The following is a 20,021-nucleotide window of genomic DNA, read 5'->3' as shown; positions in this document are numbered from 1 at the left end:
CCGGCTAGCCCAGCGTCAAAAACGCTCCCCCACGCCCGTTGACCAACTTTGATATCGACTTCGAGTTCAGACTGCCAGAGCCAAGTTTTCGCCCGTAGCGCCACTGTTCGGCACTCCGGCGCCCAACGACCAGCCTCTACGACCTAACTCCGTCAGCTCTGGCTAATAAGCTGCCGTCGCGCAGGACGGCACTGCAGAGCGGGCGTCCAACTCATTTTCATCGCGACCAATTCCGCCTCCGGCGACCCGGGCATAGCCAAAGCCATCAAAGACTGGAAAGCCTGTATGAACGAAACGCCATACTCCTCTTACAGGCCTCCGATGCAGGAAAAGCCGCGGGGGCAGGAGGAGTTTAGGATCGCCGTGACCGACGCTGTCTGCCGGGACAGGACCGGGTTCCACCCCGCGCTCGACAAAATCCTGGAAAGATACCTGACGCGCATGCAGCAACTTGCACCGGAAATCGAGAAGGTCCAAGAGATCCGGCGCAACGCCGCCGCAAACGCGTCAGCACTCGGCGCCGCCGCATCCAAATAGCGCGCTGCGGCGAAATACCGACGGCGTCCTGTCAGATTGGGGTGACAAGACGCCGTCCGGCCGAGAGCTGGGTCGCTGCACCCCCCAACCTGCAGCGCATAGCGTTTGAGGTCGACGATCTGATCCGGGTGGAGACCCAGGCGCAATCGATGCGATGCGCCGTCATATGGACCTTCTCCCTTCTCAAAACCCGATTCAGGACCCTCGGTCGACTGCACCTATTCGAGAACCATTTGTGAGAGTCATGAAGCATGGTGTTTTTCCATGAGCCGCATGGCTGTGAATCGCGACGGTAAATGGCGTCGTTTTAGCTGCGGTAAATGGCATCCAGTGGCGCAGGGCCGGATGCCCGACGCTTTGCTGTCGATCGAAACACCGCGACCGCTTGTTGGGCGGCTGGGCTGAGCCTGCGGTTGGCGAGGTTGGCAAGCAGGATCCTGCGCTTGGGGGAGCCGGCGAGGGGGACGGCAACGACGTCGGCGCGGAGCGCGCTCAGTGCCAACTGCGGGGCTAAGGCGATACCGATGCCGATGCCGGCGGCAACCATGCCCTGCGTCTCCTGGTAGTCGTTAGCAGCGAAAGCGATGCGCGGCTCGAAGCCGGCGTCATGGCAGACGCGGCGGAGGACATCCGCCACAGGGTGTTCGTCGCGCACTACCCATTCCTGGTCCCTCAAGGTATCGATCCGTACGGATTGCCGCTTCGCAATGGGGTGATCGCGTTGCACGAGCAGCACTGTGGGGTCGTACATCAGCCTGACCAGGGTCAAATTTTCATCCTCGATCTGTTGCCAGGGGTAGTCCCACAGCAGTGTCAGTTCGATGTCCCGCCGGTACAGCCGGTCCAGCAGGCCGTCCCGACGGGCACTGATGAAGGCCGGAGGGGCGAAGTCAGAGGAACGGTGTGCCGCTCACCGTTCCGCAAACGGAACCGCAGAACCGCCATTTCAGGCTGCGATTTAACCGCCAAACGAAGTTAACAGTCACAACGGTATGCCGCTCACCGTTCCGCAAACGGAACCGCAGAACCGCCATTTCAGGCTGCGATTTAACCGCCAAACGAAGTTAACAGTCACAACGCCACCCTTTACATGACTTAGAATAAATCACGGGTTAAGTGACATCTTCAGTTTCCAGCGGGATTCGGAATCACGCTGTCACTTAAACGAACGTATAAATAACAGAGGAGAACTCCTGTGCTCGTCGGATACATGCGCGTCTCGAAGGCCGACGGGTCCCAGACCACGGACCTGCAGCGCGACGCACTCCTCGCCGCCGGGACCGATCCGGAGGCCATGTACGAAGACAGGGCCTCCGGGAAGAAGGATGACCGGCCGCAGCTGGCCGCCTGCCTCAAAGCCCTGCGGCACGGCGATTCCCTGGTCGTCTGGAAACTCGACCGGCTCGGCCGGGACCTTCGCCACCTGGTCAACATCGTCCACGACCTGACCGAACGTGGCATCGGGCTCAAGGTCCTCACCGGCCAGGGCGCAGCTATCGACACCACCACCGCCTCCGGCAAACTCGTCTTCGGAATCTTCGCCGCCCTCGCCGAGTTCGAACGCGAACTCATCTCCGAACGCACCCTCGCGGGCCTCGCCTCCGCCCGGGCCCGCGGCCGGAACGGCGGCCGCCCGTTCAAGATGACCGCGGCCAAGGTCCGGCTCGCCATGGCCTCCATGGGCCAGTCCGGTACCAAAGTCAGCGACCTCTGTCAGGAGCTGGGAATCACACGCCAGACCCTATACCGGCACGTATCACCCACCGGGGAACTGCGCCCGGACGGCGCAAAGCTGCTCTCCAAAAACTGAGCTGCCCTGGTGAAAAAGAAGGATCGGCGGGCGCTCTATCGGACTGAGTGAAAACGATTCGGTGCCCGGGTACGGCCGCCCAGCCGGGACTTCTGACGTGCGGGGCTAATTCTGAATCCGAGATCAGGAGTTCTCCTGCTACCTGATGTTGTGTTCTCCGGGGTTCGATAACCAAGGAGCTGAGACGACTGGTCTGGTTCTCGGGGAGCGGCGTTGCGGGCGGCCTGGCGTTCGGGATCTTGCGCTGCCCTGATCGGTCCCACGTTCCCGGGGACCACTGGCTCGGCCGTGCACTTCATCGACTATTCACCGGGTCCGGGGGGCGGTCGCTATGGGGCGTCGGAGTGGCCCGGCCGGTGAGGCGCGAGCGGTGCGATGTGCACCGTACAGTTGGCTGCGATTGCTTCTCTGTCCGCGGCGGGCACGTCGTCGGTGAGGATGACGTCTGTGAAATCGCTGACGGGGGCGAAGTGGTGCAGGGAGGTGCGGCCCACTTTGCTGCCGTCCATCATCAGAATCCGTCGCGTGCCGGCTTTGAGCATGGCGCGCTTCATGAAGACAATGTCCTGTTCCTGGTGGTAGGTCATCTCGGAGCCCATGGTCGAGGTTGACTGGAACACTATGTCCACGGCGTAGGAGTTCACCGAACTGTCGGTAGGCAGCCCGATAAACGAGTCGTGTGTCCGTGAGTACTGGCCGCCGATGACAATAAGACGGATGTCGTTGTTTTCTCGCAGTGCCTCGAGGGCCTGTCGGTAGTTCGTGAGGACAGTCAGGGGGCCGGTCTTGTTCAGCAGGCGCGCCAGCGCGAGAACGGTTGTGGAGTCGTCGAGCATGACGGACATGCCGGCCTCTACGAACTCCAGCGCCTTGTGGGCCAGCGCGGTCTTGGCCTGGGCCTGCATCTGCATGCGTATTTCGGAGCTGGCTTCGAACACCGTTGACGGCAGCGCGGAAACTCCTCCATGGACTTTACGCAGAACTCCGCGCCCGGCCAGGTCGTCGATGTCGCGGTGAACGGTCATGAGGCTGACGCCGGCGAGGGTTGCCAGTTCGGCGGCAGTGGCGAACCCCGCTCCGACCACGTGCTCGACGAGTTTCTGCTGGCGGCGTGCCCGGGGCTTCTTCAAAGCAGTCGTCTCGTTCATCGGCTCGCCTTCGCCTTGGATATCGTTCCCGGCCCCTGTCGGGGTTCATTGCGGCTGGGCATCCATTCAGGATATCCTGTCCGCCGCTGTGAAAAGCATACAGCTTTAGTGATCAAATTCACATTCTTTCTGTTACTCTTGTCACATCGCCAGCGGTCCGGGATGGTCGGCCGCCTCACAGCTCACCCCGAGAAAGGGAATTCAATGAAGAACTTCTACACCCGAGCCGCCGCCGTTGCTTTGGCGGCCATGGCAACCGTGGCGGCCCTGGCGGGCTGTTCCACACCCCAGGGCACGGGCGGCGCCGGCGGTGACGCCTCCAGCGCCAAGATCGCGTTCCTGATGCCGGACATCGCCTCGACCCGTTACGAACTGTTCGACAAGCCGCTGTTCGAGGCGAAGGTCAAGTCGCTGTGTTCGGGTTGTTCGGTCATCTATTCCAATGCCAATGCCAGCGCCGCGAAGCAGCAGGAGCAGGCGAACTCCGCCCTGGCCCAGGGGGTAAAGGCGATCGTGATCGACCCTGTTGACTCGGCGGCGGCGGCCACCATCGTCAACACCGCGAAGGCACAGAACGTCCCGGTCATCGCCTATGACAGGCCGATCCCTTCGGTTCCGGCCAGCTACTACGTGTCCTTTGACAACGAGAAGATCGGTTCCCTGATCGCCCAGTCCCTGGTGGACCACTTGAAGAAGACCAATGCCACGGGCGGGCTGCTTCAGGTCAACGGTTCCCCCACGGATGCGGCCGCAGGGTTGATCAAGAAGGGCATCCACACCGCGGTGGACGCCAGCGGTTTCAAGCTGCTGGCCGAATTTGACACCCCGGGCTGGGAACCTACCAAGGCGCAGGACTGGGTCAGCGGCCAGATCACCCAGTTCCCGGGAAAGATCGCCGGCGTTGTGGCTGCCAATGACGGTACCGGCGGCGGCGCGATTGCCGCGTTCAAGGCCGCCGGGCTCAACCCGGTACCGCCCGTGACGGGCAACGACGCCGAGCTTGCAGCGGCCCAGCGGATCATCGCCGGGGATCAGTACAACACCATCTCCAAGCCGATCAAGATCGTTGCCGAAGCGGCCGCGGACATCGCCTACAAGTTTGCCAAGGGTGAAAAGCCCGAGGGCAAGGCCACGTTGTTTGACACCCCGTCGGAGCTGTTCGTCCCGACCGTGGTCACGATCGACAACCTCAACGAGGCCCTGGTGACCAGCGGCATCCTGAAGGTCTCCGACCTCTGCACGCCGACCTACGCTGCAGCCTGCGCCAAGGCCGGCATCAAATAACAGGGAAATGGTGCCCCGCCCGTTCGGCGGGGCACCCATCCGCCGAACGCACCACGATTACTGCTTAGAGGATCACATGTCTTCAACACCCACCACACCCGGCGACGGGGCCGGAACGCCGCTTCTGTCTTTGCGCGGCATCAACAAATCCTTCGGCGCCGTCGCCGCGCTCATGGAAATCGATCTGGACGTGGCCGCAGGGGAGGTCGTCGCCATCGTCGGGGACAACGGTGCCGGCAAATCAACGCTGGTCAAAGTGCTCTCCGGAGTGCATGCCCCCGACTCCGGGACCATCGCCTTCGAGGGCAACGACGTAACCATCCCCACCCCGATGGCCGCCCTGCACCTGGGCATCGCCACCGTCTTCCAGGACCTTGCCCTCTGCGACAACCTCACCGTCGTCGACAACCTCTTCCTTGGCCGCGAAATCTCACCGCTGCGGCTGAACGAAGTCGAAATGGAAACCCGGTCCTGGGAACTGCTGAAGCAGCTCTCCGCCAAGATTCCCTCGCTGCGCACGCAGGTCGCCTCCCTCTCGGGCGGGCAACGCCAGACCGTGGCCATCGCACGGTCCCTGCTCGGGGAGCCCAAAATCGTCATTCTGGACGAACCCACCGCCGCCCTCGGCGTAGCCCAGACCGCTGAAGTGCTGAACCTGGTGGAGCGGCTGCGCGAAAGAGGGCACGGCGTCATCATGATCAGTCACAACATGGCCGATGTGCAGGCCGTCGCCGACCGCGTCGCCGTGCTCAGGCTTGGCCGCAACAACGGCGTCTTCAACGTCAGTGACGTCTCAGCGGAAGACCTCATCGCCGCCATTACCGGGGCGACGGACAACGTCGTTTCCCGCCGGTCCGCCACACGCGGGGCACCCGGAACTTCCACACCCAGCGAGGAGAACCTGGCACAATGAACAGCAAAACCGCACCCACGCCCCAGATCCGGCCGCTGGACCTGCAGGACGAACGGCTTCAGGACCGCACCGGACTCAAGGGACAACTCAAGGCCTTCGTGGACAGAACCCGCTCCGGCGACCTCGGCGTCCTGCCCGTCGTGGCGGGGCTCATCGTTATCTGGGCCGTCCTTCAAAGCCTGAACCCCATCTTCCTCTCCAGTGCCAACCTCGTGAACCTCGCCATGGAAAGCTCCGCGGTCGGAATCATCGCCCTCGGCATCGTCGGCGTCCTCCTCGTCGCGCAGATCGACCTGTCCGTCGGTTCCGTCAGCGGCCTGTCCGCGGCCGTCGTCGCCGTGACCGTCGTCAACCTGGGCTGGCCCGTCTGGCTCTCCGTCCTGGCCACGGTGGCCCTGGGCGCGGTCATCGGCTGGGTCTACGGACAGATCTTCAACCGCTTCGGTGTGCCCAGCTTCGTCATCACCCTCGCCGGCCTGCTGGGATTCCTTGGCCTGCAGCTGTACGTTCTCGGAGCCAAGGGCTCCATCAACCTTCCCTTCGATTCGGCCCTGGTCTACTTCGCCCAGCTCGCCTTCGTGCCGCCGTGGCTTTCCTATATCCTCGTCCTCGCCGCAGCCGGCGGACTGTTCGCCACCGACTACCTCCACGCCCGGGCCCGCCGCACCGCAGGGCTGTCATCCATGTCACTGCAGAGCATGATCCCCCGCAGCGTCCTGTTGCTGCTGGTCCTGGGCTTGGTCGTCTGGTACCTGAACCAGACCCGCGGCGTGGGCTGGATGTTCGTCTTCTTTATCGCCCTGATACTGGCCATGAACTACCTGCTGAAGCGGACCAAATGGGGCCGGTCCGTCTACGCGGTCGGAGGCAACGCCGAAGCGGCCCGCCGTGCCGGCATCAACGTCAAAGCCGTGTACACCTCGGTCTTCGTCACCTGCTCCACCCTGGCCGCGGTCGGCGGACTGCTGGCCGCCGCACGCCTGGCCGCGGCCAACCAGGGCAGCGGCGGCGGAGACGTCAACCTGAACGCCATCGCCGCCGCCGTCATCGGCGGCACCAGCCTCTTCGGCGGCCGGGGAAGCGCCTTCTCCGCCCTCCTGGGCATCGTCGTCATCCAGTCAATCTCCAGCGGACTGACCCTGCTGAACCTGGACTCCTCGTTCCGGTTCATGGTCACCGGCGTCGTGCTGCTGCTGGCCGTCATGCTCGACTCCGTCTCCCGCCGCTCCCGCACCTCGCACGGCAGGGCGTGACCCCGCAATCCGCGGGCAACACATCGACAGCACGAAGGAAGGTTCGGACATGGCGGTCATCTGCGTTGACGCCGGTACCACGATGATCAAAGCCGTCGGGTACGACGAGGACGGGACCGAGGTCGTGGTCCTCCGCCAGGCCACAGCCTTGGCCCGCCCCCGGCCCGGGTGGGCGGAGCAGGACATGCTTTCGGTCTGGGACGCCGTGGTCTTCACCGTCCGCGGCGTCGCCGCCCGGCTCCAGTCCGAGGTCGACTATCTGGCCATCACCGCCCAGGGCGACGGCGCGTGGCTCGTCGACTCCCACGGGGCGCCCACCGGTCCGGCCATCCTGTGGAACGACGGCCGCGGCGTGGACATCCTCTCCGCCTGGACACATGCCGGGGTCCTTGAGCGGGCCTTCCCCATCAACGGCTCGCTGACATCCTCGGGAATGCCCAACGTCATCCTCAGCTGGCTGCGGCAAAACGATCCGGACAGGCTCGACCGCTCGCACGCGTCCCTGACCTGCGGAGGATGGGTCTTCGCCCAAATGACCGGCGAATTCGCGGTCGACGAGTCCGACGCGGCCGCCCCCTTCATGGACATCCGCACCCGCCAGTACTCCCCGGAGCTGCTGCGCCTCTACGACATGGAATGGGCACAGGCGTTGCTGCCGCCCATCCGCGACGACCGCCACCGGGTGGCGGAGCTCACCGCTCACGCCGGGGCCCTTCTCGGTCTTCCGGCCGGGCTGCCGGTCGTGATGTCCTCATATGACATAGCCTCCACCGCTATCGGCGTCGGCGCCGTCACTCCCGGCCAGGCCTGCTGCATCCTGGGCACAACACTGTGCACCGAAATCATCACCGACCAGCTCCGGATCAGCGACCCGGCCGCCGGCCTGAACATTGCCCCGGGACTGCCGGGACTGATCCTGCGCTCCTTCCCCACACTCGCCGGCGGCGAGGTCATCCAGTGGGCCTGTGAGCTGCTGGGAATCGAGGACCCTGACGCGCTCACGCACCTCGCCTCGACGTGCGGGCCCGGCGCGGGGGGTCTGATGTTCCTGCCGTACTTTTCCCCCGCGGGTGAGCGGGCGCCGTTCCTGGATCCGCTGGCGCGCGGGACGTTCCTGGGGATGTCCTTCGAGCACCGGCGCGAACACATCGCCAGGGCTGTTCTGGAAGGACTCACCCTGGTCATCCGGGACTGCCTCACCGCCTCCGGAGACTCCCCCACGGAACTGCGGGTCTGCGGCGGAGGAGCAGCCAGCGCGCTGTGGCTGCAGATGATCGCCGACGTCACCGGCATCCCGGTGCTGCGGTCCACGGACACCGAGGTCGGAGCCAAAGGAGCATTCCTGATCGGACTCGTCGCCACCGGCCGCGCCGGCAGCGTGCAGGAAGCAGCCCCCTCGTATATACGGATCCGGGACACTTTCGCACCGGACCCGTCCCGGGCGGCCTTCTACAGCGGACTCTACGAAGACTTCCTGGCCCTGCGGCACGTGACCAGGCAGGCCTGGCCCCGCCTGGCCATGATGCGGCAGCACTCCACGGAAAACAGCCGGCCGGACACGGTCCCGGCCCACAACCCAGCGCCAGCTGCCGACGCCCCGGGTGGCCCGCCGTCTCCCGGCGCCGCGCCGCGAACCAGCCACGGGCCAGAGAGAAGCATATGAACGACCAGCCAAACTCCATCGACGACGTGTGGGTGGGAATCGATCTGGGGACCCAAAGCGTCCGCGTCCTTGCTGTCACCGGCACCGGCGAGGTGATCGGTTCCGGCAGCCGCCCGCTGACCAGCCACCGGGACGGCGCCCGCCACGAGCAGAACCCGGAACAATGGTGGGAGGCGGTCGCCGGAGCAGCCAACGACGCCCTCCGGGATGTCCCCGCCGCGGCGGTACGGGGGGTCGCCGTCGACGCGACCTCCGGCACGATCCTGCTCATGGACCGGGACGGCCGGCCCCTGACGCCGGGGCTCATGTACGACGACGGACGCGCCGCAACGGAGGCCGCCCGCGTCAACGATGCCGGGGCCGACGTCTGGGGCGAACTGGGCTACCAGCGGATGCAGCCGGCCTGGGCCCTGCCGAAGCTTCTCTGGCTGCTGCGCGAGCATCAGGACAAGGTCCCCGGCGCCCGGCTGGCCCATCAGAACGACTTCATCAACCGGCAGCTCACGGGCCATGATGTCCCCACCGACCTGAGCAATGCCCTCAAAACAGGGGCACACCTGATTCAGGAAAAGTGGCCCGAGGAACTCATGCAGGACCTCGGGGTCCCGGCAGGGGTCCTTCCGGACCTCGTCCGCATGGGCACCCGGATCGGGTCCGTCAGCAGCGCGGCCGCCGCGGCCACCGGCATCCCCGCCGGCACCCCGGTCATCGCCGGTGCCACCGACGGCTGCGCCGCCCAGCTGGGCGCCGGGGCACTGAAAGCCGGCAGCTGGAACTCCGTACTCGGCACAACACTGGTGCTCAAAGGCGTCACCCGGGACCTGATCCAGGACCCCCTGGGCGTCGTCTATTCGCATAAGGCCCCCAACGGCGACTGGCTCCCCGGCGGCGCCTCCAGCACCGGAGCCGGCGCCATCACCCGGGACTTCTCCGGCCAGGACCTGGCCCGGCTTGAGCGTCAGGCCAGAGCCTATGAACCCGCCGGCGTCCTCGCCTACCCGCTCGTGTCCCGCGGTGAACGCTTCCCTTTCCTCGCCCCCGGCGCGGAAGGATTCATCCTCGGGACCCCCGCCACCGACGGCGAACGGTACGCCGCAGTCCTGCAGGGCATCGCCTACATTGAACGGCTCTGCTTCGACTACCTCGACCTCCTGGGCGCACCCCTGCACGGCGAGCTGATCCTGACCGGCGGAGCCACCAAAAGCGAGTACTGGTGCCAGCTGCGCGCAGACATCCTGGGCCGTCCCGTGACGTTGCCGCAGAACGCGGAGCCGGCGTTGGGCATGGCCGTCCTCGCGGCCTCCCCGGGGCGGCAGACCGCCGACGTGGCCGCGGAGATGGTGCGGATGCGGCGGAGAATCGATCCCCGGGACGGATCCACCGGCAGGTACGACGCCTCCTACCTGGACCTTGTGAAGGAGCTCGAACAACGCGGCTGGCTCCCGGAAGCCGTCGCCGCACACGCACGTGAAAGGACAAACGCATGACCGATCTCATCCTCGTCCGGCACGGCGAGACCATCTGGCACGCGGAAAACCGGTACGCCGGCCGCAGCGACATCGACCTGACGCCCCGCGGCCTGGAGCAGGCATCCCAACTCGCCCGCTGGGCAGAAACCGCGGGACTGACCGGCATCTGGGCCTCGGACCTTAGCCGGTCCCGCCGGACCGCCGAAGGCTGCGCCGAGGCCACAGGCCACGAACTGAGGATCGACCCGCGGCTGCGCGAGCTCGACTTCGGCGACGGGGAGGGCCTGACCGGCGCCGAGATGGAAGCCACATTCCCCAAGGCCCGCAAAGCCTTTCAAACCGATCCCGCCGCGTCCCCGCTGCCCGGCGGCGAAGACCCTTTCAAGGCCGCTGAACGGTTCGTGCAGTGTCTGTACGACATAGCGGAGGAACAGCCGGACGGCCGTGTCCTGGTCGTCGCCCACACCACCGCCATCCGGCTCACTCTGTGCCGGCTCCTGGGTATCCCCCTCGGCGGATACCGGCGGGTTTTCCCGTCCCTCCGCAACTGCGCCCTGACCACGATCCGTCTTCAGGGCCAACAGGCCGGCCTGCTCGAATACAACGCATCCGCCGGGCCGCTGACTGAACCATCCGCAGCCGGACCGCCTGCTGCGTCCCCGGCATCCTGACCAAACCAGACCTAGGAGTTCCACATGACAACCCGCATCCTCGCCGCAGGAGACCACTTCGTCCTGAACCGCCTCCTCATCGACGCCGTAGAACGCGAAGTAGCCGACGGCGTCGAATTCACCGAAATGACGCTCCCGTGGCCGCTGACCCCGTTTGGCCGGGTCGCCGAAGTGGACGAAGCCTCCGGAACCGAAGAACAGCTGATCGAGTCGCTCCGCGGCGTCGAAATCTGCATCACGCAGATGGCGCCGCTGACCGAAACGATCCTCCAGGCCTGCCCGGACCTGAAACTGTTCTGCATCAGCCGCGGCGGACCGGTCAACGCAAACCTGGAAGCAGCCACCCGCCACGGCGTCGCCGTCACCTCCGCACCCGGACGCAACGCCGCCGCCACCGCCGAACACACCCTGGGCATGATGCTGGCAGCCATCCGCCGCATCCCCCAGACCAACGCCGACCTGTCCGCCGGAACCTGGCGGGGCGACTACTACACATACGACAACGTCGGTCCCGAGCTTGAAGGCAGCACGATCGGCCTCGTTGGCTACGGTGCCATCGGCAGCCGCGTAGCGCGCATGCTCAAAGGATTCGGCGCTGAGGTCCTGGTCCACGACCCCTACGTCACCGCCGACCTTCTGGCAGGAAACGCCGAAAAGGTGGGACTGGACGAACTGCTCTCCCGCAGCCTGGTGGTAAGCCTGCACGCCCGCGTGACCCCGGAGACCACCAAAATGATCGGCGCCGCACAGATCGCCGCCATGCCCGCAGGATCCATCATCATCAACTGTGCCCGCGGGGCGCTGCTGGACTACGACGCCCTGTGCGACGCCCTCGACTCGGGCCACCTGTTCGGGGCCGCATTCGACGTATTTCCCGAAGAGCCCATCCCCGCAGGCTCGCGCCTCCTCACCACCCCCAACATCGTCATGACCCCCCACCTGGCCGGCGCCAGTAAACAAACGGCTGCCAAAGCCGCAACGATCATCGCCGGAGACGTCGGACGGTACCTCCGCGGGGAACCCCTGGCCCACTGCGCCAACCCCGACGCCCTCCGCCCAGCTAACAAATAACCGTCGTCGGCAGCGAGCCCGAGCACGCAGACGCTTTACAGCCGCAGCCGTCCGCACCAGGGCCGGCCTGGCCCTGGGCTGGAGGGAATTCGTCGGCGACGCCGGCCGCTCCGTCTCCCTCGAGCACTTCGGCGCCTCGGCGGACTACAAGCGCCTCTTCAAGGAATTCGGCATCACCGCGGAGGCAGTCGCCGCCGCCAAGGAATCCCTCGCCAGCCTCCCATCCTGATCCACCCGCGGGTCCACGTACCCCCTGTTCACGGACCCAGACTTCCAGGAGTTATGACATGACTACCACCCCCAGCTCTTCCCCCACTCAAAAGCTGTCCGACGCCGGCGTCTCCATCTGGCTCGATGACCTCTCCCGCAACCGCCTGAACACCGGCAGCCTGCGCAGGCTGATCGAAGAGAAGAACGTCGTGGGTGTCACCACGAACCCGAGCATCTTCCACGCCGCCATCACCACCGGCCACGACTACGACGCCAAGATCACGGAACTGGCAGCAGCCGGCGCCGACGTCGAGACGGCCGTCTTCGCGATCACCACGGCCGACGTCGCCGATGCCTGCGATCTCTTCGCCCCGGTGGCCGCCGCCACGAAGGGCGTCGACGGACGCGTTTCCATCGAGGTGGACCCCCGCCTCGCCTGGGACACCGAGGCCACCATTGCGGAGGCCAAGGAACTCCACGGCCAGGTCAACAAGGAAAACGTCCACATCAAGATCCCCGCCACCCTGGAAGGCCTGGGCGCCATCACCGCGACCCTGTCGGCCGGCATCAGCGTGAACGTCACCCTGATCTTCTCCCTTGAGCGGTACCGCGCCGTCATCAACGCCTTCCAGTCCGGCCTGGAGCAGGCCAAGGAAAACGGCCACGACCTCTCCCGGATCCACTCGGTGGCGTCCTTCTTCGTCTCCCGCGTGGACTCCGAAATCGACAAGCGCCTCGACGCGATCGGCACCGACGAGGCCCGGGCCCTGAAGGGCAAGGCCGGCGTCGCCAACGCCCGCCTGGCCTACCAGGTCTACGAGGAACAGTTCTCCACCGAGCGCTGGGCGCTCCTGGCCGACGCCGGCGCGCTCCCGCAGCGCCCGCTGTGGGCCTCGACCGGCGTGAAGGACCCGGCCTACCCGGACACCCTGTACGTCACCGAACTCGTGGCCCCCGGCGTCGTGAACACCATGCCGGAGAAGACCCTCGACGCGACGTTCGACCACGGTGTGGTCACGGGCGACACCGTCACCCGAGGCTACGACAACGCCAACGCCACACTCAACGCCCTCGACGCACTCGGCATCTCCTACAACGACGTTGTCGCGGTGCTGGAGGCCGAGGGCCTGGACAAGTTTGTGGCCAGCTGGAAGGAACTGCTGGGTGACGTCGAGACGGCACTCAATCAGGCCACGGCCGATGACTAAACCACGCAAGGCATCAGAAACTTCACTCGCCGGTGGCAGATGACAGCAGACCCAGCACATCTGTCCTGACAGATATGGCTGACAAACAAGCAACCTGGCGGCCGCCTCTGTGTTTTCGACACGGGCTATGCACTCATACCTAAGACGATCCTCTGTTCCATCACCTAGTGGAACACCGGGTGGTATTCACTCTCGTTGGCGACATCGCCGGCGGTGCAGAGGACTTTGGACATCCGTGCAGTCGACTTCGGAAAATGACATCGCCTTGTCTCGGGTCAACGTCTTGCAACCCTCATGTTGAAAGACCAGTGGGAGCAGATGCGGCGACCACTCCCTCGACGGCCCTTCGGACCAGGTTCGAGGCTTTCAGGTTCTGCCGACGAGGCTTCTGTCGTGTGGCGGCGGAGCTGCGCTGGGGTCGCCATCGATCGTGTACACGACCTTGGAGGTGTCGGTGAACTGGTCGATGTCTTCCAATGTGATGTTCAGGGCCGCGGAGCGGTTCCGCAGATGCTGGACAAGTTCCTTCTGGGGCCAGAACAGCTGGTCGATGTAGGAACCGAAGGTCCGCCCGCTGGCTTTCGTGTACTCCCTGATTGCTTTGGGGTCGGTGATGCGTCTTCCGTAGCTGAGTTCGACGTCGACATCTCCCAGCGGGTCGATGTCTTGTTGGAGGTAGCTGCCGAAGATGCGGATCTGGGCAATGAACAGTGGCTTGCTGCCGTCGGCGTTGTATTCGCTTGCGCGGTCGACCAGTCCGGCGACCAGGCGGTCGGCGGTCTTCCTGCTGATCGGCTTTCCGAAGCTGGCCATGGCCAAGGCATTTCCAAGGATGGTCGCCTCCCACCAGACGTAGCCGTGGTCATCAACCTGGACTTTTGCAAGGTAGCCGGCCTGCTCCAGCCGGGCGAAGACATTTTCGCCGTCTTCGATGCCGCTCTTGCGAAGCAGACTGTCAGCGACGTTCTCGACGAAGGTGCCACCGTGGAAGAGGCGGACGAGACTGCGGGCCACTTCGGCGGGCAAGCCGGCAATGGTGTCAGACTTGGCGACTCTCATGGAGAAAGCCTAAACTCCTGCATCCAGACCAGGTCCTGATTGGTCGGGGTTAATCGGTGTCCGTTTGGCCTGCTTCAGGTTCTGCCCATTCGAGCGCGGCGACGAGATGCCCTTCGTTGGGGAGGGCCTGTTGCTCGGCAGCGGGGAGCTTGTCGTAGGTGTAGGAGGCAACGGCCATGGGTGAGGTGGAGCGGCCCAGGCTGTAGCGGACGCTCCGGTCGTTCTTCGTCCCGCAGATCAGGATGCCGACGGTTTCATTGTGTTGCTCGCGCCGCAGCATGTCGTCGACGAGGGCAACGTAGAAGTTGAGTTTGCCGGCGTATTCGGGCTGGAACTTGCCCGTCTTCAGCTCGATGACCACATACCGGAGCTGTTCAATGTGGAAGAACAGCAGATCAACGTAGTAGTCGTCACCATCGACATCAAAATGGACCTGCCTGCCCACGAAGGAGAAGCCCGGACCCAGTTCCTGGAGGGTTTCGGTGATTCTGCCGGTGAGGGCATTCTCCAGGTCTCGTTCGGCGACTTCACCGGATAGGCCCAGGAATTCAAAGTTGTAGGGGTCTTTCGCCATTTGCTGGGCCAGTTCGGAATCCGGAGCAGCCAGCTGGCGGGTGAAGTTCGACGGTGCAGCGCCGGTGCGCTCCATCGAGCGGTTCATCATCATGTTCAGCAGCACGTTCCGGGACCACCCGTACTGGACTGCCGCGGCGGCGTACCAGTCCCGCTCCTCGCCGGTTGCCGCCTTGTCCAGAATGGTTCTGATGTGGCCCCACGGCAAATGTGCCACAACCTGTGGCACATTTTCATCCGTGCCCCAGGCCCGCACCATCGCCGTCATGTACTGCAGGTTCCGGGCGGACAGGCCCTTCATGTCCGGGAATGCGGACCGCAGGTCGTTGGCCAGCCGGTTAATGACGCCGCTCCCCCAGCCTTGCGTGTTCTGGCGGGCGAGAATGTCCTTGCCCAGGGACCAGTAGAGCTCGATGAGCAGGGCGTTGACGGTCCGTTGCGCCTGGATCCTTGCATTCGTGACGCGTGTCTTCAGGGCGTCCAGCAGGTCCGCGTAGTCTGCCGGCAGGGCGATATCTGAAGAGGTCATGCCTCAACCCTACCGATCCGGAATTGTGCCACAGACTGTGGCACAAATAAGCAGCAGGTCCCGGATCTGCTAGCGTTCGAGTCCGCCGCGTTCCAGTGTTTTTCCCTTGCCGGTCTGCTTGGCCATTTTCGATGTCCTGGCCAAGGAGGGCTTCTGCGCCACGGCCGCCGTCGCCGGCGCGCCCTGGTGTTTGTCCGCCAGGAGGCGGGAGTTGACCGCCTCGCGGTCACCTTTTCCTTCGAGGCTTTCGGCCAGCTGCTGACGCCGCTCCGGGGAGTCGTAGGCCGGTCCGGCCTGGCCATCTCGGGCGGCATCCTGCCTGTTGGCGCCGGCAACCGCAGCGCCGGCCACTGCCTCATCGGTGCGCGCAGCTGAGGCTTTGGTCCGTTCGCTTTCGGCCTCAACGCGGGCCTGCTGTGCCCGGGCGAGAGCTGCGGAAACGAAGGCCTCGTCGGCGCCGGTGTTGTTCACGTCGATGCCGTAACGGGCCTGCACCTGGACGCGGATCCGCTCTGACGCCTGGGCGGCCTCGGGGTCGTAGGCTTTCCATGCCGTGGCGCTCTCGTGGACACGTTCAATCATTTCCGGAGTTGCTTTGTCCCACCAGTCATCCCTGGCCACAGGTGCCAGCTGTGCACGGGCTGCGGCGCGCTGGGCGTCAAAGCGCTCCTGCAGTTGCCGGGCCCGGTGTTCCTCGGCTGCGGCGATGGTTCGCTGCTCTTCTTCCCGCATTCTGGCCAGCTGTTCGCCGATGCGGCTGGCAACCATCAGCCCGGTACGCATCGCACCGTCTACTGCATCGTCAATTCCGTCTGCTTCGCTCATGCTTTTCCCCTATCGCTCGATGCCTGGATTCGGATGCTGGTCCCGGTTGGGGTCTTGGGGTCGGCTGGCCCCGGCCTGCTGCAGTGTCTTCTCGGGGCGGGTGAGTGTCGTGGGGATGGGCGAGCCGCCCCGTGACCGTTCGGCGATGAGCCGTGCCCGGAGGGCTTCTTCACTGGCTTCCGGGTGCTGTCCGCGCAATGCTTCCATCGTCATCGGGTGTGCCGTGATGGTGTGTGATGTGGCGCTGGCTTCCACGGCCTTGCTGGCAGCGATAACAGCTGCTGCGAGGCCCCGGACTCGGCGGAGGTCGTCAGTGGCGTTGTGCATGTCGTGGATGGCGCGGGCGGTCTGGGCGAGCTGCCGGAACATCAGAGCATAGGCCGCGCGGTCGCTCTTGGACGTCGCGGCCAGGAGAATCATGGTGGCGCCGCGTGCCGACGGCAGAGCCACCACGGGCCGCTTCGGGTAGCGGCGGAGCTGGGCTGATTTCGCCAGCTCCCGCGCGGCGTCCGCCAGCGGTCCGGGGGTGGGTTCGATGCGTTTGGACCAGGCGCCGAAGGCGGCCGATGTTTCGCGGGCCGCCTGTGCCCAGGCAGCGTGGTCACCGTACGGAGTGGTGGCGAGTTTCTCGCGCAGTGCGTGGACGTCGTTGGCGTATTTGTTCCACAGTTCGGCCGAGGGCTGCTGCGTCTCCCTGCCGGGACTTACCGGTCTGCGGTGGCGGGCCGCGGCGTTCCATTCCGCGACGGCGGCAGTCGCGGATTCGGGGGTGCTCTCCCACTCGGCCCGGAGCTTGGGCAGTGCCAGGTCACGGCCCAGGGAGTTCCCGCCGAACCAGACGGCACGCTCACCCTTCCTCGGGCGTTCTGCCACGGAGTATCCAGTCACGACGTCGGTACGGCCGGCCGCGTACCGGGGGCGGACCAGCAGGCCTTCCTGGCGTGCCCGGCGGACGAACTCAGCTTCGTCGGTGGAGGCTGCCGCGCAGGTGCGGACCTTCCGGGTGAGGCTGTGGCGCTCCATCTCGGGCAGGCCCTGGCGGGCGGCCTTAGCCTGTTCCGCGGGAGTGAATCCGCGCTCGGCGCGGACCGCATCGAGCTGGTTGAGGCCGTACTTTTTCTCCAGTGCCCGAGCGACCTGCTGGGACTTGTATTTGCTCTTCCAGCCGTTCCATTTGGTGCCGTCGTCACGGACCATGCTGGCCACGATGTGGATGTGGTCGTTGCCGTTCTTGCTCAGTCCGTGCCGGACGGCAACCCACCGGGCCGGGGCCTTTCCGCCGTCCTCGGTGAAGTCCATGTCCTTCACGAAGTCATTCGCGATGGCATCCCACTGGCCGTCGGTGAGCTGGCCTTCTTCCGCGGCCAGGCTCAGGGAGCAGTGGAAGACGTGTCCGCCGTCCACCTCGGTCTTGAAGAACTGCTTAGCGCGGTCCAGGGCGTTGGCGATGTCCAGGGCCGCGTCCCGATTCAGTTCGTTGTCGTCATGCCAGGCCATGAACGAAGGGTCGCCGGCAACAAGGTGCGGTTCCTCGTGTTCGTTCGCGCGTCCCGGGCCTGCGAGGTACAGCATCAGGCCCGCCATGCGGTCGCCCTGGGTGATGTTCGGAATCACTCTTCGATCACCGGCCGGCCATGTCGGCGAGCTGCCGGTCGATCCGGATGATGACGCTCTTCGCATGGGCGATCGTTGCTGCGGCTTCCGGTGGCACTTCCCCTGTTGAGTTGGCGTGCCGTGCGATCTGGTTGATGTTGTTCGCCACGCTCCCGACGAGGCGCTGCAGGTTGGAAAGCTGCATGAACTGATCGCGCCGCTCCGAGGGGCTTTCGCTGTCTTCGTTGAGCGCCGCTTCGATCAGAAGCCGCGGGATCGTGACACGGTGCTTCTCCGCCAGGGCGAGAAGCCGGGCCTCCTCTTCGGGGCTTTAACCTTGATCCACCGATGTTGGTCGGGGCGCCGACGGCGGTTTAAACCGAGAATGCCCGTCTTTTCAAGGAAAATGGAGCTTGTCTAGAACCCTTTGACCACCGAAAAGAGAGGCATCTCGTAAGTGGAAGTTTCCCATAAACCGTCCGCGGTGTCAGTTTCCTTTGACGAGCCGAATCTCGTGTCGGCGGCAGGGCTGTTGCCGGTCATGACGTTGGCCCGGGACGCCGGGCTGCATGAGTTGGCCGATGAATGGCTGTCGGTCCCGACGGACAAGGGTGCGAACGCCGGGCTGAAGGTCGCGTCCCTGGTCGCCGGGATGGTCGCCGGCGCGGACAGCATCGATGACATGGCCCTGCTGCGCCACGGCGGAATGAAGCGGCTTTTCAAGGCCTGCTACGCGCCCTCGACGCTGGGTTCGTTTCTTCGGTCCTTCACGTTCGGTCACGTGCGGCAACTGGACGCTGTCGCGTCCCGTTTCCTGGCCAACCTGGGGACCCGGGCCCCGCTGCTCGGGCGTCCCGGGGTGGAGGACTTCGTGTTCGTCGATGTCGATGACACGATCATCGAGGTCCACGGCTACGCCAAGCAGGGCTCCGGCTACGGATACTCGGGAGTCCGCGGGCTGAACGCCCTGCTGGCCACGGTCTCCACCAAGGACACCGCCCCCGTGGTCGCCGCCCAGCGGCTGCGCAAGGGCGCGGCGAACTCGGCCCGCGGAGCCAAACGCCTGATCACCGACGCCCTGTCCACGCTCAAGCGCGTCCACACCGGCGGGCGGGTGCTCTGCCGTTTCGATTCGGCCTTCTACGGCCATGCCGCGGTGTCCGCAGCGCTGGCCGGCGGGGCGGAGGTCTCGGTGACCGCGCGCATGGACCCGGCCCGTCAAACGCGCCATCGCCGGGATCCCGGAGACGGCGTGGGAAACAATCGAATACACCGACGCGGTCTTCGACGAGACCACCAACACCTGGGTCTCGAAGGCCGAGGTCGCCGAGACCGTGTTCACCGCGTTCAGCTCCCGCAAAAAGGACGAGCAGATCACCGGCCGCCTGGTCGTGCGCCGCATCCCGGAACTGAACCGCAAAGCCGACGAGGGGCAGGAAACCCTGTTCCAAACTCACCGGCACCACGGGTTCTTCACCACCGTGGACGCCGGGGTCCTGGACACCGTCGCGGCGGACAAGACCCACCGGAAACACGCCATTATCGAGCAGGTCAATGCAGACCTGAAGGACAGTGCGCTGGCGCACCTGCCCTCCAGCGTTTTTGCCGCGAACTCGGCATGGCTCGTTGCCGCGGTCATGGCCTACAACCTCACCCGCGCCGCCGGGATCCTCGCCTCCGGGCCCTTCGGCAAGGCCCGTACCGGCACGATCCGCCGCAAACTCATCCACGTCCCGGCCCGCATCGCCACCAGCGCCCGACGCATCCGTCTTCACCTCCCCGAAGCCTGGCCCTGGCAAACATCATGGCAGGACCTGTTCGACCAGCTCTACCCGCCGCCGCAAGCCGCCTGAACCCGTCCACCCAGCCGCACGGCGCAACCAGGAAACCCGTGGAACACCCAGGGCAGCGAGGCCCGGCACCCCGGCATACCCTCAGGCCGCACAACGAGCCGAAACCGGATACAGACCATCCACCCAGGCGGATCGGTGGATCAAGGTTTAACGCCAAAGGAAAATCCAGCCTTGAATCTCCCTGCCAAATCGATCACCGCAATGTCCATTTGCCTGCTTGCATTCTCCATCTCAGGCTGCACCACCGCATCTGTTGACGGCGGAAAATCCGCCGGAACAGGGCCCTCCGTTGCCGTGGCCCCCGCAGCCATAAAGGAATTGAGCACTAACCCGGGGTTTTCATCAATGTTGG

At 65.3% G+C, this 20,021-nt stretch carries 17 protein-coding genes and 2 pseudogenes; 12 read left to right on the top strand and 7 right to left on the bottom strand.

Going from position 1 to position 20,021, the window contains the following annotated elements; translation table 11 throughout:
* Nucleotides 1–285: 285 nt before the first annotated feature.
* Entirely contained in the window at nt 286–537 is a 252-nt protein-coding gene (locus ACQCSZ_RS00510) for a hypothetical protein (RefSeq protein WP_427006215.1), read from the top strand.
* A gap of 307 nt (nt 538–844) precedes the next feature.
* Here the strand turns inward: ACQCSZ_RS00510 and ACQCSZ_RS00505 are convergent, their stop codons facing one another.
* The gene (locus tag ACQCSZ_RS00505) at nt 845–1,384 is read right to left on the bottom strand and encodes a LysR substrate-binding domain-containing protein (protein WP_427008452.1); all 540 of its coding nucleotides are present in this window, start codon (nt 1,382–1,384) and stop codon (nt 845–847) included.
* Between the two features lie 348 nt (nt 1,385–1,732).
* On the opposite strand from ACQCSZ_RS00505, the gene ACQCSZ_RS00500 reads away from it, so the two are divergent.
* Nucleotides 1,733–2,347, top strand: a complete 615-nt coding sequence (locus ACQCSZ_RS00500; RefSeq protein ID WP_427006214.1) for a recombinase family protein — start codon at nt 1,733–1,735, stop codon at nt 2,345–2,347.
* A gap of 329 nt (nt 2,348–2,676) precedes the next feature.
* Here ACQCSZ_RS00500 and ACQCSZ_RS00495 read toward each other — a convergent pair whose 3' ends face one another.
* The gene (locus tag ACQCSZ_RS00495) at nt 2,677–3,495 is read right to left on the bottom strand and encodes a DeoR/GlpR family DNA-binding transcription regulator (RefSeq protein ID WP_427006213.1); all 819 of its coding nucleotides are present in this window, start codon (nt 3,493–3,495) and stop codon (nt 2,677–2,679) included.
* Nucleotides 3,496–3,699: 204 nt separating this feature from the next.
* On the opposite strand from ACQCSZ_RS00495, the gene ACQCSZ_RS00490 reads away from it, so the two are divergent.
* The 9 genes and pseudogenes from ACQCSZ_RS00490 to tal all read left to right on the top strand — a co-directional run bounded on the left by ACQCSZ_RS00490 (nt 3,700) and on the right by tal (nt 13,237).
* Nucleotides 3,700–4,779, top strand: coding sequence for a sugar ABC transporter substrate-binding protein (locus ACQCSZ_RS00490; RefSeq protein WP_427006212.1), 1,080 nt, complete (start codon nt 3,700–3,702; stop codon nt 4,777–4,779).
* A gap of 76 nt (nt 4,780–4,855) precedes the next feature.
* On the top strand, nt 4,856–5,692 hold the full coding sequence (locus ACQCSZ_RS00485; RefSeq protein ID WP_427006211.1) for an ATP-binding cassette domain-containing protein: 837 nt from the start codon (nt 4,856–4,858) through the stop codon (nt 5,690–5,692).
* Complete coding sequence (locus tag ACQCSZ_RS00480) at nt 5,689–6,945, top strand: sugar ABC transporter permease (RefSeq protein WP_427006210.1); 1,257 nt, start codon at nt 5,689–5,691, stop codon at nt 6,943–6,945. Before ACQCSZ_RS00485 ends, ACQCSZ_RS00480 begins: the two co-directional genes overlap by 4 nt.
* 49 nt (nt 6,946–6,994) lie before the next feature.
* A complete protein-coding gene (locus ACQCSZ_RS00475; protein WP_427006209.1) occupies nt 6,995–8,608 on the top strand; it encodes an FGGY family carbohydrate kinase in 1,614 nt (537 codons plus the stop codon).
* Nucleotides 8,605–10,095 carry an FGGY-family carbohydrate kinase gene (locus tag ACQCSZ_RS00470; RefSeq protein ID WP_427006208.1) on the top strand — a complete coding sequence of 497 codons (1,491 nt, stop codon included), beginning with the start codon at nt 8,605–8,607 and terminating at the stop codon, nt 10,093–10,095. The genes ACQCSZ_RS00475 and ACQCSZ_RS00470 overlap by 4 nt, the downstream gene beginning before the upstream one ends.
* Nucleotides 10,092–10,748, top strand: coding sequence for a histidine phosphatase family protein (locus ACQCSZ_RS00465; RefSeq protein WP_427006207.1), 657 nt, complete (start codon nt 10,092–10,094; stop codon nt 10,746–10,748). Before ACQCSZ_RS00470 ends, ACQCSZ_RS00465 begins: the two co-directional genes overlap by 4 nt.
* Before the next feature lie 24 nt (nt 10,749–10,772).
* On the top strand, nt 10,773–11,819 hold the full coding sequence (locus ACQCSZ_RS00460; protein WP_427006206.1) for a 2-hydroxyacid dehydrogenase: 1,047 nt from the start codon (nt 10,773–10,775) through the stop codon (nt 11,817–11,819).
* Between the two features lie 43 nt (nt 11,820–11,862).
* A pseudogene (locus ACQCSZ_RS00455) lies at nt 11,863–12,048 on the top strand (transketolase-like TK C-terminal-containing protein); the annotation flags it as partial.
* Between the two features lie 58 nt (nt 12,049–12,106).
* On the top strand, nt 12,107–13,237 hold the full coding sequence (gene tal / locus ACQCSZ_RS00450) for a transaldolase (RefSeq protein ID WP_427006205.1): 1,131 nt from the start codon (nt 12,107–12,109) through the stop codon (nt 13,235–13,237).
* A gap of 366 nt (nt 13,238–13,603) precedes the next feature.
* Here the strand turns inward: tal and ACQCSZ_RS00445 are convergent, their stop codons facing one another.
* The 5 genes from ACQCSZ_RS00445 to mobC form a co-directional block, all read right to left on the bottom strand.
* Entirely contained in the window at nt 13,604–14,296 is a 693-nt protein-coding gene (locus ACQCSZ_RS00445; protein ID WP_427006204.1) for a hypothetical protein, read from the bottom strand.
* Between the two features lie 49 nt (nt 14,297–14,345).
* Nucleotides 14,346–15,398: a PDDEXK nuclease domain-containing protein gene (locus tag ACQCSZ_RS00440; protein ID WP_427006203.1), complete on the bottom strand. Its 1,053-nt coding sequence runs from the start codon at nt 15,396–15,398 to the stop codon at nt 14,346–14,348.
* A 69-nt stretch (nt 15,399–15,467) separates the two neighbouring features.
* Complete coding sequence (locus tag ACQCSZ_RS00435) at nt 15,468–16,223, bottom strand: hypothetical protein (protein WP_427006202.1); 756 nt, start codon at nt 16,221–16,223, stop codon at nt 15,468–15,470.
* 9 nt (nt 16,224–16,232) lie between these two features.
* Nucleotides 16,233–17,837 carry a relaxase/mobilization nuclease domain-containing protein gene (locus ACQCSZ_RS00430; protein WP_427006201.1) on the bottom strand — a complete coding sequence of 535 codons (1,605 nt, stop codon included), beginning with the start codon at nt 17,835–17,837 and terminating at the stop codon, nt 16,233–16,235.
* A gap of 7 nt (nt 17,838–17,844) precedes the next feature.
* A complete protein-coding gene (gene mobC / locus ACQCSZ_RS00425; RefSeq protein WP_427006200.1) occupies nt 17,845–18,021 on the bottom strand; it encodes a plasmid mobilization relaxosome protein MobC in 177 nt (58 codons plus the stop codon).
* A 252-nt stretch (nt 18,022–18,273) separates the two neighbouring features.
* On the opposite strand from mobC, the pseudogene ACQCSZ_RS00420 reads away from it, so the two are divergent.
* Nucleotides 18,274–19,669, top strand: a pseudogene (locus tag ACQCSZ_RS00420) (IS1380 family transposase).
* Nucleotides 19,670–20,021: the final 352 nt, after the last annotated feature.

Origin of the sequence: Pseudarthrobacter sp. H2 (assembly GCF_050157045.1) — a bacterium.
Classification (GTDB): domain Bacteria; phylum Actinomycetota; class Actinomycetes; order Actinomycetales; family Micrococcaceae; genus Arthrobacter.
Note: the sequence above shows the minus strand (reverse complement) of the source record. Positions and strands in the feature narration are given on the sequence as shown.

Coding starts and splice junctions, on each gene's coding strand:
- ACQCSZ_RS00510 (WP_427006215.1), top strand. CDS start 286: ATGAACGAAACGCCATACTCCTCTTACAGGCCTCCGATGCAGGAAAAG.
- ACQCSZ_RS00495 (WP_427006213.1), bottom strand. CDS start 3,495: ATGAACGAGACGACTGCTTTGAAGAAGCCCCGGGCACGCCGCCAGCAG.
- ACQCSZ_RS00435 (WP_427006202.1), bottom strand. CDS start 16,223: ATGAGCGAAGCAGACGGAATTGACGATGCAGTAGACGGTGCGATGCGT.
- ACQCSZ_RS00465 (WP_427006207.1), top strand. CDS start 10,092: ATGACCGATCTCATCCTCGTCCGGCACGGCGAGACCATCTGGCACGCG.
- ACQCSZ_RS00445 (WP_427006204.1), bottom strand. CDS start 14,296: ATGAGAGTCGCCAAGTCTGACACCATTGCCGGCTTGCCCGCCGAAGTG.
- ACQCSZ_RS00440 (WP_427006203.1), bottom strand. CDS start 15,398: ATGACCTCTTCAGATATCGCCCTGCCGGCAGACTACGCGGACCTGCTG.
- ACQCSZ_RS00460 (WP_427006206.1), top strand. CDS start 10,773: ATGACAACCCGCATCCTCGCCGCAGGAGACCACTTCGTCCTGAACCGC.
- ACQCSZ_RS00480 (WP_427006210.1), top strand. CDS start 5,689: ATGAACAGCAAAACCGCACCCACGCCCCAGATCCGGCCGCTGGACCTG.
- mobC (WP_427006200.1), bottom strand. CDS start 18,021: ATGCAGCTTTCCAACCTGCAGCGCCTCGTCGGGAGCGTGGCGAACAAC.
- ACQCSZ_RS00485 (WP_427006211.1), top strand. CDS start 4,856: ATGTCTTCAACACCCACCACACCCGGCGACGGGGCCGGAACGCCGCTT.
- ACQCSZ_RS00470 (WP_427006208.1), top strand. CDS start 8,605: ATGAACGACCAGCCAAACTCCATCGACGACGTGTGGGTGGGAATCGAT.
- ACQCSZ_RS00490 (WP_427006212.1), top strand. CDS start 3,700: ATGAAGAACTTCTACACCCGAGCCGCCGCCGTTGCTTTGGCGGCCATG.
- ACQCSZ_RS00475 (WP_427006209.1), top strand. CDS start 6,995: ATGGCGGTCATCTGCGTTGACGCCGGTACCACGATGATCAAAGCCGTC.
- tal (WP_427006205.1), top strand. CDS start 12,107: ATGACTACCACCCCCAGCTCTTCCCCCACTCAAAAGCTGTCCGACGCC.